Here is a 17557-nt window from a genome sequence, read left to right as displayed (position 1 = left end):
AGCCAGATCAAAAGCAGAAGCAAAAGCCAGATCAAAAGCGCGGCGAGCTGACACTCGACCTGATGGGGTACGCAATTATTGCGGACACCTCCGCCCCCTGTGGGAGCTGGCTTGCCAGCGATGGCGTCCTCACAGCTAACCAACCACTAGCGGCTGTACACAAACTAAAACTGTGGGAGCGAGCTTGCTCCGGGCGGCGTTCCGACGAAGGCTATTTGGCTGGCGCTGGAGATTTTGCAGGTGTACATATCCGTTGCTGCGGTAACGGCTGCTTTTGGTTGCGCCCTTACGGCGCCTTACTTTGGCAAACGCCGGAGTGCCGGCCCAGCCCAAAGTAAGCAAAGGTCTCGCCCCTGACGTCCGGCCCCTCGCTAAGGCTCGGCGTACCTTCGCTCCGGCATTCATCCGGGGGCATCGCCCTCCGGTTGGCTTCGCTGCACCTACATGCGATGAGTTCGACTGCGTCGAACGGCGCTGCGCGCCAATCCCCGGATAAACGCCTCCACTCAGCCTCCCGACGGGGCGGGTGGATCAAAAGCCAAAGCGCGGCGAGCTGACACTCGACCTGATGGTGTACGCAATAACTTCAGACACCTCCGATTCTGTGGGAGCTGGCTTGCCAGCGATGGCGGCCTTACAGCCGACCAATCACTATCAGCTATACCGACATCCAAAATGTGGGAGCGAGCCTGCTCGCGAAAGCGGCCTATCAGCCACCGATGTTTAACAATCTGCCCAATCAGCAGAACCTTCCCACAAGACTTTCAGGTTGTCCGTCGGAAGCAGCGTCTCTAACCTTTGGCTGTCGCTGCCAATTCAGCGATCGGGACTGCAAGCCCGCCGATAGTTTGTTAGGTATATCCAAGCGCACTTATACTCGCGCGCTTGATTTATGGTCATCGATTCATGGTGGCTGTGTGCGGGAGGTCTTCGGATCTGCCGGGGTTACCTAACGACTCGGTCTTGCAGGCCCGTGCACAGCTGCCACCCATCATCTGCAAGTGATGCTGGCTGCTCCATTTCGTTAGGAGTACACCATGATCAAAGACAGTCCAAATCCTCCAGAGGCAGAATCCGACATTCCACCTCATGCAGAGACCGACACCGAATCCGTCTCCCCCTACGCCGGTCTGGATCCCAAAAAGCTCCACGACGCAGCCCTTCGTGCGCTCGATCATTACCTCTCGCCGCCACCGCCCAAGCAGGCCAAGACGGATTCCCGCCCCAGTACGATTTTTGTTATCGCGCCGGACATGGATTCGGAAACGTTGCTGGCCCATGCCTGTGAAAACCTGGCGTCGGCCAATGTGATGGCGAGTGAGTTGGCGTTCGATTTGACCGGGCCCAGTTGCAATCTGGCGTTGGGGATTCAGCAGATGATTTCGCTGGCGGAGTTGTCGGTGAATCGGGTCTTGGATCAGATGGTGCCGCAAGGCTAGACGCGTAACTGTGTGGCGAGGGAGCTTGCTCCCGCTGGCCTGCGAAGCAGGCCCACCCACTGAATGCAGTGCCTCGCTGTAGAAACAGCGAGGCGGCTTCAACACCCAGCGGCACCCGCCACGGGGGAGCTCCGGTTTTGTCTCACCTCAATGGCTTTACACCTTGGCGCCCACCTCACGGCGATCGACCAACGCCTCCAGCGCCGCGCTCAACCCCGGCGCTTTGTCGCCCACCAGCAAATGCCAGACCCCGTCGGCCAATCGGCTGACACCCTGACACCCCAGCCCCTGCAACTCAGCTTCCGACACCCCCCGGCCATCCGCCAGTTGCAGGCGAATCCGGCTCATGGCTACGCAATCCAGTTGCAGGATGTTGTCGCTGCCACCCAATGCATTGAGCCATTGCTGGGCTTCGGGCACAGCCACCGGCCGGGCAGTCTCAACCACCGCAGCCACCACCGCTCGGCTCAACCCGGGCATGGCCAAGCGGATTTCGTCGGCGATGCTGTCGGCCATTGGCCCGACCACCACTTGCAAGCTGCCGCCCTTGCCGGGGCGCACCACGGCCATCGCACCCAAGGCTTTCAGCTGCGCGTCGTTGGCCTTGTTGCGGTCGACCATGTCCAGGCGCAGCCGCGTGGTGCAGGCGCCGACGCTGATCAGGTTTTGCGCGCCACCCAATGCCTGGATGTAGGCTCCTGCGCGCTCGCTGTCAGTAATGACCGCTGCCTCGCTTGTCGCGATCTCTTCACGACCTGGCGTGCGCAGATTGAAGCGGCGAATACAGAAATCGAACACCACGTAGTAGATCACCGCATAGGCCAGCCCCACCGGGATCACCCGCCAGCCGTTGGTGGACTTGCCCCAGCCGAGCACCATGTCGATAAAGCCGCCGGAGAAAGTGAAGCCCAGGTGGATGTTCAGCAGGTTGGTGATGGCCATCGACAGGCCGGTCAGCAACGCGTGCAGCAAGTACAGGAACGGCGCGAGGAACATGAAGGCGAATTCGATGGGTTCGGTGACGCCGGTGAGGAAGGAAGTCAGGGCCATCGACAGGAAGATCCCGCCCATGACTTTGCGCCGTTCCGGCAGGGCGTTGCGGTACATCGCCAGGCACGCGGCGGGGAGGCCGAAGATCATCATCGGGAACATGCCGGTCATGAACTGGCCGCCCTTCGGGTCGCCGGCGAAGTAGCGCGACAGGTCGCCGGTCACCACCGCGCCAGTGACCGGGTCGGTGAAGCTGCCGAAGATGAACCACGCCATGTTGTTAAGGATGTGGTGCAGGCCGGTGACGATCAGCAAGCGGTTGAACACACCGAAGATGAACGCGCCGAAGCTGCCGCTTTCCAGCAGCAATGCGCCGAAGCTGTTGATGCCGGTCTGGATCGGCGGCCAGATCAGGCCGAACACCACGCCCATGCCGACGGCCGCGAAACCGGTGACGATCGGCACGAAGCGCCGGCCACCGAAAAACGCCAGGTACTCCGGCAGCTTGATGTCCTTGAAACGGTTGTACAGCGCGCCGGCCATCAGGCCGCTGGCAATGCCGGCGAGCATGCCCATGTTGATGCTGGCATCGAGCACCTTGAAGGTGGAGATCATCACCAGGTAGCCGATGACGCCGGCCAGGCCGGCGGTGCCGTTGTTGTCCTTGGCGAACCCGACCGCGATACCGATGGCGAAGATCATCGCCAGGTTGGCGAAGATCACTTGCCCGGCGTCGTGGATGATCGCGATGTTCAGCAGGTCAGTATCGCCCAGGCGCAGCAGCAGACCGGCGATCGGCAAGATGGCGATCGGCAACATCAGCGCACGGCCGAGGCGTTGCAAGCCTTCGATAAAAAGTTGGTACATGGCGGATCTCCCTGTGTTGTTTTTGTTATTCAGTTCAGCGGCCAGTGGCGATGGCAGGCCTGCCGCACCGCACTGGCGCTGCCGAGTTTGAGCAGTTCCAGGCTCAGGCTGCGGCATTCGGCGAGGTTGAGCTGGCGCACTCGGGCTTTGATTTCAGCAATTTGCGGCGGGCTCACCGACAACTCGCGCACGCCCAGGCCGATCAGCACCGGCGTGGCCAGTGGGTCGGACGCCAGGGCGCCGCACACACCGACCCAACGGTTGTGCACGGCTGCACCGGCGCAGGTTTGGCCGATCAGCCGCAGCAGCGCCGGATGCAGGGCATCGACCCGCGCGGCGAGGCCAGCGTGGTCGCGGTCCATGGCCAGGGTGTATTGCGACAGGTCGTTGGTGCCGATCGACAGGAAGTCCGCGTGTTCGGCCAATTGCTCGGCCAGCAGTGCAGCGGCCGGGACTTCGATCATCACCCCCAGCTCCGGACGCAGGGTCAGTTCGAGTTCGGCGCACAAGGTGTCGAGGCGCTGGCGGATGTGCAGCAGTTCGTCGACCTCGGTGACCATCGGCAGCAGAATCCGGCACCGCTCCAGCGGGCAGACTTGCAGCAGCGCGCGCAGTTGTTGGTCGAGCAGTTCCGGGTGCCGTTGCGCCAGGCGAATGCCGCGCAGGCCAAGCACCGGGTTGGCCTCGGCGGGCAGCGGCAGGTAGTCGAGTTGCTTGTCGCCGCCGACGTCGATGGTGCGGATGATCACCGATGTGTCGCCCATGGCATCGAGCACCGCTTGATAAGCCTGGCGCTGTTCTTCTTCGCTGGGCGCGGTCTGGCGGTCGACGAACAGGAACTCGGTGCGCAGCAGGCCGACGCCATCGGCGCCATTGGCCAAGGCGTCGGCGGCTTCCGCGCTGGAGGCGACGTTGGCCGCCACTTCGATCGGCACGCCGTCTAGGGTCTGCGCCGAATGGTGCGCTTCGGCCTGTTGCCGTGCGCGGCGCTGGTGCTGCGCGACCTGCGCCTGTTGCACTTCGGCCAGGCGTTCGGGAGTGGGTGTCACTTCCAGGCGCCCTTCGTCGGCGTCCAACACCACGGCTTGGCCGGGCTTCAGCGCCGACAGCTCTTCGCCGAGCGCCACCAGGCACGGCACGCCTTTGCCCCGGGCGAGGATCGCCACATGCGACGTCGCGCCACCTTCGGCCATGCACAACCCGGCCACCCCTTGTGCGCTCAGGTGCAGTAAGTCGGACGGCGTCAGTTCATGGGCCGCGACGATGGCGCCGGTCGGCACGTCGTAGTGCCAGGCGTCACCGAGCAATACCCGCAGCACCCGTTGCTTGAGATCGCGCAGGTCATTGGTGCGCTCGGCCAGCAGCGCGCTGCCCACCTGCTGCAAGACCTCGCACTGCGTGTCGATGGATGCGCTCCAGGCGTGGGTCGCCGCCACGCCGCGCTCGATGGCGTGGTGCGCGGCGTCGAGCAGGGCCGGGTCTTCGAGCAAGGCCAAGTGCGCGGCGAAGATCGCTTCTTCGTCGCTGTGTCGGTGTTTTTGCGCGTGGGCAAGCGTTTGGTGGATTTCACTGCGCACCTGGCTCAGCGCAGCGTCGAGTGCTTGCAGTTGTGGCTCGGGAGCGTGCTGGCGATCGTCCGCTGGCAGGCTAATCGCGCTCAGGTGGAAGATCGGCCCGGCGACTAATCCCGGCGCCGCGCAAACGCCCTGCAGCACACCGGCCTCGGCGCGGCGTTGGCGGATGGGTGTGGCGGCAGGTGCGACGGGTGGCGCTTCGCTGACCGCGATGGACAACGCCGCGAGCAACGCTTGCAGCGCGGCTTCGGCGTCGGGGCCCTGGCAACTGACGTGCACTTCTTGCTGCTCGCCGATCCCCAGGCCCATCAGGCCAGTCAGGCTGTCACAGGGCGCAGACTTGCCGCCGAAGTGCAGCCGCGACTGGCTATTGAAGGCTTGCGCGGTCTGGCGGACCAATGCCGCCGGCCGCGCATGCAAGCCGCCGCGATGGGTGATCCGCACCTGCCCTCGGACTTCACTGCCGGCAATGTCGGCACCCACCGACGAGGCGGTGGTTTCGCGCGGCACGATATGCAGCAATGGCTCGCCGACCGTGACCGTTTTAAGGTCCATCGGCCGAGCATGGAAGGCCTGGCTGTTGGTGAGGATCATCAGGCTGACCAGGCTTTTGCACTGTTGCGCGACCCTGTCCTGGTCATAGCGCAGCAGTGGCTGGCCATGGCTGACCCGCGCACCTTGCGCGACCAGCATCGAGAAACCCTCGCCTTGCAGTTCAACGGTGTCGAGGCCCAGGTGCAGCAGCAGTTCGGCGCCGTTATCGGCGCGCAGGGTCACTGCGTGGCCGGTACGGGCGACGTGCACGATGACGCCGGCGCACGGGGCATGCAGGGTGTCGTTAAGTGGGTCGATGGCGATCCCGTCGCCCATGGCGCCACTGGCGAATACCGGGTCGGGAACGTTGCTCAGGGTCAGCACCGGGCCGCTGAGCGGGGCGCTTAGGGTCAGCTCATTATTGTTGTTGTGCATGGGCGCGGTGCTCGTCAGGTCAAAAGGGGTCAGTGCGTGCGGGTGACTTTGCTCAGGTGCCGCGGCTGGTCCGGGTCCATGCCGCGGGCGGCGGCGAGGCCGGCGGCCATGACGTAGAAACTCTGGATCGCCAGAATCGGGTCGAGCGCCGGGTGCTCGGCGCGGCTCAAGGTCAGGTCGCGCTCGGCGATGTCATCCGGGGCCGCAAGCAACACCCGCGCGCCGCGTTGGCGCATGTCGGCCGCCAGGCTCAGCAGGCCGGCCTGCTCGGCCCCGCGTGGGGCGAACACCAGCAAAGGGTAATCAGCATTGATCAGCGCCATCGGCCCATGGCGCACTTCGGCGCTGCTGAAGGCTTCAGCCTGGATCGCCGAGGTTTCCTTGAACTTCAACGCCGCTTCCTGGGCGATGGCGAACCCGGCGCCCCGGCCGATCACCATCAACTGCCGGCAATCGCGCAGGGTCTCGATGGCCAGGCTCCAGTCCTGGCGTGCGGCCTCGCGCAAGCCGTCGGGCAAGGCCAAACCGGCGTCGAGCAGTTCGGCTTCGTCTTTCCAGTGGGCGATCAGCCGCGCGCTGGCGCTGAGGGTGGCGATAAAACTTTTGGTCGCGGCAACGCTGCTCTCCGTGCCCGCCAACAACGGCAGACTGAACTCGCACGCGGCTTCCAGGGGTGATCCTTCGGCGTTGACCATCGCAATGCTCAAGGCCCCGCGTTTGCGCAGCAGAAGCAGGCTGTTGACCAAGTCCGGGCTCTGCCCCGATTGCGAGAAGGCGAAGGCCACCTGGCCGCTGACCTTGAGCGGCGCCTGTTGCATGGTGACCACCGACATCGGCAGCGATGCCACCGGAATGCCCAGGTGCTGCATGGTCAGGTAGGCGAAATAGCTGGCGGCATGGTCGGAACTGCCACGGGCCACGGTCATCGCGACTTGCGGCGGCTGACGGCGCAGGCGCCCGGCAATCTCGATCATTTGCCCCTCGAGCTGCTGCACTTGGGCCTGTACCGCGGCGTCCGAGGACAGCGCCTCTTCAAGCATTTTTGAAGTCAATGTCTTCTCCTTCGACCGTGACGGCGGTGAGTGTGAGGGCGCGATCGAGCCGCACGTAGTCGGCCCAGGCGCCTGGGGCGAGTCGCCCGCGTTCGTTGAGGCCGAGGTAATCGGCGGGGAATTGCGACAGGCGCTGCGAGGCTTCGGCAATCGGCAAGCCGATCTTCACCAGGTTGCGCAGGGCCTGGTCCATGGTCAGGGTGCTGCCGGCCAGCGTGCCGTCGGCCAGGCGCACGCCGCCCAGGCATTTGGTCACGGTGTGGCTGCCGAGCTTGTATTCGCCGTCCGGCATCCCGGCGGCGGCGGTCGAATCGGTGACGCAATACAGGCACGGGATCGAGCGCAGCGCCACGCGCATGGCGCCGGGATGGACGTGCAGCAAATCCGGGATCAGCTCGGCGTAAGTCGCGTGCGCCAGGGCCGCGCCGACGATGCCCGGCTCGCGATGATGCAGCGGGCTCATGGCGTTGTAGAGGTGAGTGAAACTGCTGGCGCCGGCCGCCAGCGCCGCGACGCCTTCTTCGTAGCTGCCGAGGGTGTGGCCGATCTGCATGCGCACGCCGCGGGCGCTGAGGGCGCGGATCAAAGCGTCGTGCCCGGCGATTTCCGGGGCGATGGTGATCACGCGGATCGGCGCCAGGGCCAGGTAGGCTTCGACTTCGGCCATCAGCGCGGTGTGGGCGAAGTTAGGTTGCGCACCGAGTTTGCCGGGGTTGATGTACGGACCTTCGAGGTGCACGCCGAGGACCCGGGCGCTGCCAGGTGAGCGCTGCGCGCAATATTCGCCGACGGCTTTGAGCACGCTGGAGATCTCATCCGGCGGCGCGGTCATGGTGGTTGCCAGTAGGGACGTGGTGCCGAAGCGCACGTGGGTTTTGCAGATAGTGTCGAAGGCCGGCGCGCCTTCCATGATGTCTTTGCCGCCGCCGCCGTGAACGTGCAAGTCGACAAAACCCGGTAGCAGGTAGGGCAGGTCATTGTCGGCCGGATCGCAGGGCTGGCCTTCGATGCTAACGACCTTGCCGTGCGCATGGATCACGCGGCCGCGTACCCAGCCGTCGGGGGTGAGGATGTTGTCTTCGGACATGTTCGGTTCTCGGTTGGGCGGCGCGGTTTAGCGGCGCAGCTCGGCCACAAAGTCGTAATAGTCGTTGCGGCAATAGGTGTCGGTGACTTCGATCGGCGTGTTGTCTTCGAGGTAGCCGACCCGGGTCATCAGCAACATGGCGGTGCCGGGGGCGATCCCTACCAGCGCGGCGAACTCGTCAGAGGCGTTGATCGCCTGAATGTGCTGCAGCGCCCGGACAATCGGTTTGCCGATGCCGTCCAGGTATTCGTAGAGCGAGGCGCCCACGGCTTGCGGCTTGGGAATAATCGAGGCGGGCAGGGTGCTCATCTCGATGGCCATCACGGTGTCGTCGGCTTTGCGCAAGCGCTTGAGCCGCGCCACTTTGTCGGTGGGCGACAGGCCCAGGCGAATCAGTTCTTCGTGGGTTGGCGGGGTGATTTCCCGTTCCAGCCATTGCGAACCCGGCACGAAGCCCTTGAGCCGCAACATCTCGCTGAACCCTGAAAGGCGCGACAGCGGTTGTTCCAGCCGTGGGGTGATAAAGGTGCCGGAGCCTTGATTGCGGCGGATCAGGCCTTGGGCGAACAACACTTCCAAGGCTTTGCGTGCGGTAACGCGGGAGATCCCGAGTAATTCGCTGAGGCTGCGTTCCGACGGCATCGCCTGCTCGGCTTTCCACTGGCCGGCGTGGATCGCGGCTTCCAGATTGCGCGCCAGTTGCAAGTACAAAGGCGTCGGCTGGCTGTCGTCAGGGCGTAGGGCCTGGATGTCGTTCATGTAGGTTTGGTCCGATGCGTTTGTAGGAGTGTTGTCGCCCGGTTGTGGGGCGAAACTAATACCACTTGCATACCATGTCAACGCGGTGGATCGAGCGTGGATGGGCGATATGAAGGCTTGGATGGGGGGTGGGTTTGAAGTGGTATTAGAGGGGGCGATGGGTGGGGGCTGAATCTTTGGTGACGATGGCGTTGGGCGGGGGTATTGGTATCAGCGCGGGGGCTTTGGGAGTTTTTAAATTATTTTTGCGGATGGCGCTTTTTTAGTGAGGGGGGCTTGGCCCGTGGGGGGGCTGCTTCGCTGCCCAACGGGGGCAAGCCCCCTCACCACAAAAGTGACTCACTACCAAAGCGACTCACCACCAAAGCCCTTGCCGAAACTGGCGGCCACAGGTGGGAATCTGGACGCTACGGGCGAATCTCGATCATCGTACCGTCCGGCACCAAACCCCAGACTTCACGCATGTCGATGTTGCGCATGGCGATGCAGCCGTCGGTCCAGTCCAGGGTGTGGAACAGGTCTTCCGGGTACTCTTCACTGTCGGGCGTGCCGTGGATCATGATCATGCCGCCGGGGTCGACGCCTTCCCGGCGGGCACGGGCGGAATCGCTGATGTTCGGGTAGGAAATGTGCAGCGCGAGGTTGAAGCGATCGCTGACCTTGCGCCAGTCGACCCAGTAGAAGCCTTCCGGCGTACGCTTGTCGCCTTCCATCAACTTCGCGCCCTTGGGCTGCTTGCCGAGGGAGATGCGGTAAGTGCGCATCGGTTTGCCGTCGTTGATCAGCTCCAGGCGATGGGCGGATTTGAGGATCAGCACTTTTTCGACGACTTTACCGTTCAGCGATTCCGTGGAGGACGCCTGGGAAACCGTGACCAAGGTCAGGCAGAAAAGGGCAAGCAACCAGCGCATTGAAAACGGTATCCCTGAAAGTACGGCGTGTCGGTTAGGTGATCGCCGGCTGAGCCAGCGGCGGTATGGATTCGGAGCGCACCGGGTAATCCTCGACCTGACGGTCGGCGAAGAACACTTCCAAGGTGCGGGCCACCGTGCGGAACGCCAGCTCATCCCAGGGAATATCGGCTTCGTCGAACAGTTTCACTTCCAGGCTCTCAGGGCCGGCGGCGAAGTCCAGATCGACCAGTTCGGCGCGGAAGAATACATGAACCTGGCTGATGTGCGGCACGTCGATCAGCGTATAGATGCTTAAATTGCGCACCCGCGCGCAGGCTTCTTCGGCGGTTTCGCGCACGGCGGCCTGTTCCACAGTCTCACCGTTTTCCATGAAGCCGGCGGGCAGGGTCCAGTAACCGAGGCGCGGCTCGATCGCCCGTCGACATAACAGCACCTGCTTGCCCCAGGTAGCGACACAACCGGCGACAATATTAGGGTTTTGATAGTGAATGGTCTGACAGGCCTCGCAGACAAATCGCAGGCGTGAATCGCCTTCGGGAATGCGCTGGATGACCGGGTTACCGCACTGGCTGCAGAATTTCATGCTTGGGTTCCTGAAGGCTGCGCCTATCTTGGCGTGCGGCGGTGTCTGTCGGCAAGTTGTCGTTTCGCGACAAGCAGCCTTTCGGGGGTTGGGCGGCCGATGTGATTGGTGCATGATGCAGGGTAAGCGACAGATCGAGATGACTCATGCTGGATGAGCTACTGCATCGGGTAAGCACCCACACACCGCGCACCCTGGAGACCGACAAGCGGTTCCCCGAGGCCGCGGTGCTGGTGCCCATTACCCGCAGTGACGAACCGGAACTGGTCCTGACGTTGCGTGCCAGCGGGCTTTCGACCCATGGCGGCGAGGTGGCCTTTCCGGGTGGCCGTCGCGACCCCGAAGACCCGGACCTGATTTTCACCGCGCTGCGCGAAGCCGAAGAAGAAATCGGCCTGCCGCCGGGCCTGGTGGAAGTGATCGGCCCCCTGAGCCCGCTGATTTCCCTGCATGGCATCAAGGTCACGCCCTACGTGGGAGTGATCCCGGATTTTGTCGAATACCGCGCCAACGACGCCGAGATCGCTGCGGTGTTCAGCGTGCCGCTGGAGTTCTTCCGCAAAGACCCGCGCGAACACACCCATCGCATCGATTACCAAGGCCGCAGTTGGTATGTCCCCAGTTATCGTTACGGCGAATTCAAGATCTGGGGCCTGACGGCGATCATGATCGTCGAGCTGATCAACCTGCTCTATGACGCGCAGATCAGCCTGCACCGTCCGCCGAAAAGTTTTATCAACACCTGAAACCATCGCTCGCCTGTCGCGGCTGCCTGAGCTCTGAGGACAATCAAATGAAATACCGCCTGGGCGACGCCCGTGTCGAAACCCACCCACAGAGCTGGGTCGCCCCCAATGCGGTGCTGGTGGGCAAGGTCAAGCTGGAAGAAGGCGCCAACGTATGGTTTAGCGCGGTGCTGCGTGGCGATAACGAACTGATCCTGATCGGCAAGAACAGCAATGTGCAGGACGGCACCGTGATGCACACCGACATGGGCTACCCGCTGACCATCGGTACCGGCGTGACCATCGGCCACAACGCCATGCTGCACGGCTGCACGGTGGGCGACTACAGCCTGATCGGCATCAATGCGGTGATCCTCAACGGCGCGAAAATCGGCAAGAACTGCATCATCGGCGCCAATTCGCTGATCGGTGAAGGCAAGGAGATTCCTGACGGTTCGCTGGTCATGGGCTCGCCCGGCAAAGTGGTGCGTGAACTGACCGAGCAGCAAAAGAAGATGCTTGAAGCCAGCGCCGCGCACTATGTGCATAACTCGCAACGCTACGCCCGCGACCTGGCCGAGCAGGAAGCATGACCCACAGCGAACGCCCGGTGAAATCCCCTTGCGTGAGTATCTGCGCGCTGGACGAGCAGGACATTTGCACCGGTTGCCAGCGCACCGTCTCGGAAATCACCCGCTGGAGCCGCATGGACAACGACGAACGGCGCCAGGTCTTGGGCTTGTGCCACGAGCGGGCGAAGTCGAGCGGCTTGCTGTGGATGTTGGGCAAAACTTCCGGCTGAAGTACCCTGTGCGGCACATTCACAGGTAACCCCGCGCCCATGCTCTTTCTCATCGCCTACATCGGCAGTGTCGTGCTGATCAACTACGCGTTTTCCACGGCCCCGCACCTGGACATCATCTGGTCGGCCTGGGGCGGGTTGGTGTTTGTGCTGCGCGACATGGTGCAAACCCGCTTCGGCCATGGCGCGATCATCGCCATGCTGGCGGCGCTGGTGCTCTCATACGTGACCTCCGACCCGACGATTGCCCTGGCCAGTGCCACGGCGTTCGCGGTGTCGGAGTGCATCGACTGGCTGGTGTTCACCATCACCAAGCGGCCGTTGCACGACCGATTGTGGATCAGTTCGGCGCTGAGCATTCCGATCGATACTTTCATCTTTTTCGGCCTGATCGATGCCCTGACGCCGGGCGTTGTCCTGACCGCCCTGGGCTCGAAATTCGCCGGGGTGACCATTGTCTGGCTGGCCATGGCTTGGCGGTTGCGCAAACACCCCGTCGCCGGCTGAGGCCAAACCGCGCAGTTCATGTAAAATGCCGCGCTTTCTCCCCATGGGAAGCGCGTGCAGCGTCTATCCCTCGATGATCCGCTCCTTTGAGGACCTGAGATGACCCGTATCGGAACTCCATTGTCGCCCACCGCGACCCGCGTATTGATGTGTGGCTGTGGCGAGTTGGGCAAGGAAGTGGTGATCGAGCTGCAACGCCTGGGCGTTGAAGTGATTGCCGTCGATCGCTACGCCAATGCGCCGGCCATGCAGGTCGCGCACCGCAGCCACGTGATCAACATGCTCGACGGCGCCGCCCTGCGTGCGGTGATCGAAGCCGAGAAGCCGCACTTCATCGTGCCGGAAATCGAAGCCATCGCCACCGCCACCCTGGTGGAACTGGAAACCGAAGGCTTCACCGTGATCCCGACCGCCCGTGCCGCGCAGTTGACCATGAACCGCGAAGGCATCCGTCGCCTGGCCGCCGAAGAACTGGACCTGCCGACCTCGCCGTACCACTTCGCCGACACCTTCGAGGACTACAGCAAAGCCGTTGAAGACCTGGGTTTCCCGTGCGTGGTCAAACCGGTCATGAGTTCGTCGGGCAAGGGCCAGAGCCTGCTGCGCAGCGCCGATGACGTGAAAACCGCGTGGGATTACGCCCAGGAAGGCGGGCGTGCCGGTAAGGGGCGGGTGATCATCGAGGGCTTCATCGACTTCGATTACGAGATCACGCTGCTGACCGTGCGCCATGTGGGCGGCACCACCTTCTGCGCGCCAGTCGGTCACCGTCAAGAGAAGGGCGATTACCAGGAATCCTGGCAGCCACAAGCCATGAGCCCGGTGGCCCTGGCTGAGTCCGAGCGCGTTGCCAAAGCGGTGACCGAAGCCTTGGGCGGCCGTGGCCTGTTCGGCGTCGAACTGTTTATCAAAGGTGATCAAGTGTGGTTCAGCGAAGTCTCGCCGCGCCCGCACGACACCGGCCTGGTGACCTTGATTTCCCAGGACCTGTCGCAGTTTGCGCTGCACGCTCGGGCGATTCTGGGCCTGCCGATCCCATTGATTCGCCAGTTCGGCCCTTCGGCCTCGGCGGTGATTCTGGTGGAAGGCCAGTCGACCCAAACCGCATTCGCCAACCTCGGCGCAGCACTGAGCGAACCGGACACGGCGTTGCGTCTGTTTGGCAAGCCTGAGGTCAATGGTCAGCGTCGGATGGGTGTGGCGTTGGCGCGGGATGAGTCGATCGAATTGGCACGTGCCAAGGCGACCCGTGCTTCGCAGGCTGTTGTGGTCGAGCTGTAAACCGAGGCGCGACATTCGCGAGCAGGCTCGCTCCTACAAGAACCGCGTTCCATAACGCAGTCGAATGTGGGAGCGAGCCTGGTCGCGAAGCGCTTTCAGGCCACCCGATTCAAATCGTTATGGCGCGTTTCCTTCAGGCACAGCACCGCAATCAGGCTGAGCACTGCCGCCCCCGATACATACCCGCCGACGTAACTCAAACCGCCCATCGCCACCAGCTTTTGCGCGAAGAACGGTGCTGCCGATGCCCCCACGATACCGCCCAGGTTATACGCCGCCGAAGCGCCGGTATAGCGCACGTGCGTCGGGAACAGTTCGGGCAGCAGCGCGCCCATCGGTGCGAAGGTCACGCCCATCAAGAACAGCTCGATGCACAGGAACAGCGCCACGCCCCAGGTCGAACCCTGAGTCAGTAGCGGCTCCATGGCAAACCCCGAGGCAATCGCCAGCAGCGCCCCGACGATCAGCACCGGTTTGCGTCCGTAACGGTCGCTCGCCAAGGCCGACAGTGGCGTGGCAGCGGCCATGAACAGCACGGCGAAGCACAGCAGACCGAGGAAGGTTTCGCGGCTATACCCAAGGGTCGATACGCCGTAACTCAACGAAAACACCGTCGAGATGTAGAACAGCGCGTAGCACACCACCATCGCAGAAGCGCCCAGCAATACCGGCATCCAGTACTGGCCGAACAGCTCGAACAGCGGAATTTTCACCCGTTCCTGGCGGGCCACGGCGTTGGCGAACACCGGGGTTTCGTGGAGTTTGAGTCGCACGTACAGGCCGACCATCACCAGCGCCGCACTCAACAGAAACGGAATGCGCCAGCCCCAGGAACGGAACTGTTCGTCGCTGAGGGTCATCGCCAGGGTCAGGAACAAGCCGTTGGCGGCCAAAAAGCCAATCGACGGCCCGAGTTGCGGAAACATGCCGAACCACGCCCGTTTACCCGGCGGCGCGTTCTCCGTGGCCAGCAGCGCCGCGCCACCCCATTCGCCACCGAGGCCGAGGCCCTGGCCGAAACGCAGCACGCACAGGAGGATCGGCGCCCAGGCACCAATGCTCGCGTAACCTGGCAGTACGCCAATCAGCGTGGTGCAGATGCCCATCAGCAGCAGGGAAGCGACCAGGGTTGATTTGCGCCCGATCCGATCGCCGAAATGACCGAATAGTGCTGAGCCCAGCGGCCGGGCGAGGAACGCGATGCCAAAGGTCAGGAACGACGAGAGCATTTGCGCGGTGCCGGAGGTCTGCGGGAAAAATACCGGACCGATCACCAGCGCGGCAGCCGTCGCGTAGACGTAAAAGTCGTAGAACTCGATGGCGGTGCCGATAAAGCTTGCCGTGGCGACCCGCGTGGCGGAGTTGGTGGGCTGGGCAGGCGCAGCTTCGTTGAAAGTGGTACTGGTCGTCATGCGAATATCCCTGACAGTCATGTGCTCCAGTGGAGCGAATTATTATGGTCGAACACCCAGGGATGTGGGTTTAACGCAAGGGTGCGGGTAGCACCGGGGGTGACGCGCGCTCGGGTAAGAGCGGCTCGATTATAGGAAGCGGGCTAAGCAATGAACAAGGGGCAAAACTTGCCGTTTACCGGTCCCTGCTGCGCAGGGCAACGGGGGCAAGCCCCCTCGCCACAAGGGGGCAACCTGTCTGATGGAAGCCTGGGCTTTTTGGACTCAAAGGCATAAGCAGTGCTTTCGTGGCGAGGGGCCTTGCAGCGTGTGCAGTGCTTTTGTGGTGAGGGGGCTTGCAGTTTGTGCGGTGCTTTTGTGGTGAGGGGGCTTGCCCCCGTTCGGGCGCGCAGCGGCCGCCATGGGGTGGCGCAGGTTAGATCAGCACCGGCAACGAACTGGTGTGCCAGATCAGCACGCGGCTGACGCGGTTGTCTTCGGTTTCGAGGATTTCCAGGCGATAGCGGCCGATTTTCAGGCACACCGGGCAATCAGGGATGGTTTCCAGCGCCTCGGTGACCAGCCCGTTGAGGGTCTTCGGACCATCGCTTGGCAGGTGCCAGCCCAGGCTTTTATTCAATTCGCGAATCGACGCCGCGCCTTCAATCACCAGGCGACCATCGGCCTGCGGATGAATGTGCGGGTTGTCGAGGCTGTGCTCGCTTTCGAATTCGCCGACGATTTCTTCAAGAATGTCTTCCAGGGTCACGATGCCCAGCACTTCCCCGTACTCATCGACCACCATGCCCAGGCGCCGCTGCTGTTTATGGAAGTTCAGCAGTTGCAGTTGCAACGGCGTGCTTTCCGGCACGAAGTACGGCTCGTGGCAGGCGGCGAGCAGCGCGGGCAAGGTCAGGCTGGCGTCCGGCAGCAGATGGCGGATCTGCCGGGTATTGAGCACCGCTTCAACCTGATTGATGTCGCTGTGAAACACCGGCAGACGCGTGCGGCGGTTGGCCCGCAGTTGCTCGATGATCTCATCCAGTGGATCGTCGAGGTTGATGCCGTCGACTTCGCTGCGCGGCACCAGGATGTCATTGACTGTGATGTTGTCCAGCGCATGAATGCCGGATACCGGATGCAGGCGAACCGGCGGTTGATCGTGATCGTTGTCATGGGCGTGATTGTCCGCCGCTTCGTCGTCGCTGTGCTGCACCACGCTGACCTTGCGCGCAAAAGGCCTCATCAGCAATTGACTGATGCCGTTCAACAGCCAGGCGGCCGGGTAGACGATCTTCAGCGGCACGCTCAACAAATTGTTACCAAGCGCCAACACCGCGTCAGGGTGACGGTTGGCAAGAATCCGTGGCAGGAAGTCCGCCAGCACCAGCAGCGCCGCGCCGGCGCCCAGGCACGCGGCCCATGGACCGTTCTCCGCCCACAGAAAAATCGCCAGCAAGGTGCTGATCACCACCACAAGGGCGCGACAGAGGGTGTTGCAGAAAATCAGGCTATGAAGGGGGAAACTCAGCTTCGCCAGCGGCTTGTCGCTGGCCCGTGACGCGGTACGCTGGGCCAGCAGGTGCTGCTGGGCGACTTCAATGGCGGTGAACAGCCCGGACCAGAGAATCAACAGGGCCAACACCGCGAGCATCGGCCCCAGGGGCAAGTTATCCATGAAGGCCGCCCTTCAGATATGCAGGATGTATTCGCGGACCAGTTTGCTGCCGAAGTAGGCCAGCATCAGCAGGCAGAAGCCCGCCAGGGTCCAGCGAATCGCCTTGTGACCGCGCCAGCCGAGGCGGTTGCGGCCCCACAGCAGCACGCTGAACACGATCCAGGCCAGGCACGCCAGCAGGGTTTTGTGTACCAGGTGCTGGGCAAACAGGTTCTCGACGAACAGCCAGCCGGAGATCAGCGACAGCGACAACAGCGTCCAGCCGGCCCAAAGGAAGCCGAACAATAGGCTTTCCATGGTTTGCAGCGGCGGGAAATTCTTGATCAGGCCCGATGGATGTTTGTGTTTGAGCTGGTGATCCTGCAACAGCAGCAGCAACGCCTGGAACACTGCGATGGTGAACATGCCGTATGCAAGGATCGATAACAGGATGTGCGCGAGAATGCCCGGCTCTTCGTCGATGATCTGTACCGTACCGGCCGGGGCGAATTGTGCGATCAGCACGGTTAGCGCACCCAGCGGGAACAGCAGGATCAGCAGGTTTTCCACCGGGATCCGCGAGCAGGCCAGCAACGTCAGGGCGATTACCGCCACGGCGATCAGGCTGGCGGCGCTGAAAAAATCCAGGGCCAGGCCGATCGGCGTCAGCAAGTGGGTGATCAGGCTGGTCGCATGGGCCAGCACCGCCAGCACGCCGAGCGTGACCAGCAGGCGTTTGTGCGCCTTGGCGCCGGTGGCCAGGCGAGTGCCTTGATAGAGAGTCGCAGCGGCGTATAAGCAGGCGGCGGCGAGGGTTGCAAGCAAACTGGGTGACAAGGGGAGCATAAATCCTGTTAGGCAAGCCCGAAAGTCGCTGAGTTTGGCATAGAACCCATACCGCACGAAAGACCACACAACCAGACGGCGGGTGTGCGCCAGACGCAGTTCTCGCTATAATCC

Annotated in this window: 17 protein-coding genes; 7 read left to right on the top strand and 10 right to left on the bottom strand. The window is 62.9% G+C overall.

Annotated elements, in window-relative coordinates; translation table 11 throughout:
• Both RG836_RS27235 and RG836_RS27230 read left to right on the top strand, forming a co-directional pair.
• On the top strand, positions 1–338 hold a 338-nt coding region (locus tag RG836_RS27235; RefSeq protein ID WP_310850952.1), incomplete at its 5' end, for a hypothetical protein.
• Positions 339–1037: 699 nt separating this feature from the next.
• A complete protein-coding gene (locus RG836_RS27230) occupies positions 1038–1439 on the top strand; it encodes a DUF6124 family protein (RefSeq protein ID WP_310850951.1) in 402 nt (133 codons plus the stop codon).
• Between the two features lie 156 nt (positions 1440–1595).
• On the opposite strand, the gene nagE is transcribed toward RG836_RS27230, so the two are convergent.
• From nagE to RG836_RS27195, 7 genes are all read right to left on the bottom strand, one after another.
• A complete protein-coding gene (gene nagE / locus RG836_RS27225) occupies positions 1596–3296 on the bottom strand; it encodes an N-acetylglucosamine-specific PTS transporter subunit IIBC (RefSeq protein ID WP_310850950.1) in 1701 nt (566 codons plus the stop codon).
• 29 nt (positions 3297–3325) lie between these two features.
• Entirely contained in the window at positions 3326–5839 is a 2514-nt protein-coding gene (ptsP, locus tag RG836_RS27220) for a phosphoenolpyruvate--protein phosphotransferase (RefSeq protein ID WP_310850949.1), read from the bottom strand.
• A 29-nt stretch (positions 5840–5868) separates the two neighbouring features.
• The gene (locus tag RG836_RS27215; RefSeq protein WP_409078113.1) at positions 5869–6879 is read right to left on the bottom strand and encodes an SIS domain-containing protein; all 1011 of its coding nucleotides are present in this window, start codon (positions 6877–6879) and stop codon (positions 5869–5871) included.
• Entirely contained in the window at positions 6872–7978 is a 1107-nt protein-coding gene (gene nagA / locus RG836_RS27210; RefSeq protein ID WP_310850947.1) for an N-acetylglucosamine-6-phosphate deacetylase, read from the bottom strand. Before nagA ends, RG836_RS27215 begins: the two co-directional genes overlap by 8 nt.
• A gap of 27 nt (positions 7979–8005) precedes the next feature.
• Positions 8006–8737 carry a GntR family transcriptional regulator gene (locus RG836_RS27205; RefSeq protein ID WP_310850946.1) on the bottom strand — a complete coding sequence of 244 codons (732 nt, stop codon included), beginning with the start codon at positions 8735–8737 and terminating at the stop codon, positions 8006–8008.
• A 407-nt stretch (positions 8738–9144) separates the two neighbouring features.
• Entirely contained in the window at positions 9145–9648 is a 504-nt protein-coding gene (locus tag RG836_RS27200; protein WP_310850945.1) for a L,D-transpeptidase family protein, read from the bottom strand.
• 34 nt (positions 9649–9682) lie between these two features.
• Positions 9683–10234 (bottom strand): NUDIX hydrolase, encoded by a 552-nt coding sequence (locus tag RG836_RS27195; RefSeq protein WP_310850944.1) that lies wholly within the window; start codon positions 10232–10234, stop codon positions 9683–9685.
• A gap of 146 nt (positions 10235–10380) precedes the next feature.
• Here RG836_RS27195 and RG836_RS27190 point away from each other — a divergent pair, with 146 nt between their 5' ends.
• The 5 genes from RG836_RS27190 (at position 10381) to purT (ending at position 13549) form a co-directional block, all read left to right on the top strand.
• Positions 10381–10980, top strand: a complete 600-nt coding sequence (locus tag RG836_RS27190; RefSeq protein WP_310850943.1) for a CoA pyrophosphatase — start codon at positions 10381–10383, stop codon at positions 10978–10980.
• Positions 10981–11027: 47 nt separating this feature from the next.
• Positions 11028–11552 carry a gamma carbonic anhydrase family protein gene (locus RG836_RS27185; protein ID WP_310850941.1) on the top strand — a complete coding sequence of 175 codons (525 nt, stop codon included), beginning with the start codon at positions 11028–11030 and terminating at the stop codon, positions 11550–11552.
• A complete protein-coding gene (locus tag RG836_RS27180) occupies positions 11549–11761 on the top strand; it encodes a DUF1289 domain-containing protein (protein WP_310850940.1) in 213 nt (70 codons plus the stop codon). Before RG836_RS27185 ends, RG836_RS27180 begins: the two co-directional genes overlap by 4 nt.
• 39 nt (positions 11762–11800) lie before the next feature.
• Positions 11801–12268 carry a VUT family protein gene (locus RG836_RS27175; protein ID WP_310850939.1) on the top strand — a complete coding sequence of 156 codons (468 nt, stop codon included), beginning with the start codon at positions 11801–11803 and terminating at the stop codon, positions 12266–12268.
• 99 nt (positions 12269–12367) lie between these two features.
• Positions 12368–13549 (top strand): formate-dependent phosphoribosylglycinamide formyltransferase, encoded by a 1182-nt coding sequence (purT, locus tag RG836_RS27170; protein ID WP_310850938.1) that lies wholly within the window; start codon positions 12368–12370, stop codon positions 13547–13549.
• A gap of 95 nt (positions 13550–13644) precedes the next feature.
• Here purT and RG836_RS27165 read toward each other — a convergent pair whose 3' ends face one another.
• From RG836_RS27165 to RG836_RS27155, 3 genes are all read right to left on the bottom strand, one after another.
• Positions 13645–14961: an MFS transporter gene (locus RG836_RS27165; protein WP_310850937.1), complete on the bottom strand. Its 1317-nt coding sequence runs from the start codon at positions 14959–14961 to the stop codon at positions 13645–13647.
• A 415-nt stretch (positions 14962–15376) separates the two neighbouring features.
• Positions 15377–16618, bottom strand: a complete 1242-nt coding sequence (locus tag RG836_RS27160) for a transporter associated domain-containing protein (RefSeq protein WP_310850936.1) — start codon at positions 16616–16618, stop codon at positions 15377–15379.
• 12 nt (positions 16619–16630) lie between these two features.
• The gene (locus tag RG836_RS27155) at positions 16631–17443 is read right to left on the bottom strand and encodes a cytochrome C assembly family protein (RefSeq protein WP_310850934.1); all 813 of its coding nucleotides are present in this window, start codon (positions 17441–17443) and stop codon (positions 16631–16633) included.
• Between the last annotated feature and the right edge of the window lie 114 nt (positions 17444–17557).

It is taken from the genome of Pseudomonas rhizozeae, assembly GCF_031583775.1.
GTDB lineage: Bacteria > Pseudomonadota > Gammaproteobacteria > Pseudomonadales > Pseudomonadaceae > Aquipseudomonas.
Note: the sequence above shows the minus strand (reverse complement) of the source record. Positions and strands in the feature narration are given on the sequence as shown.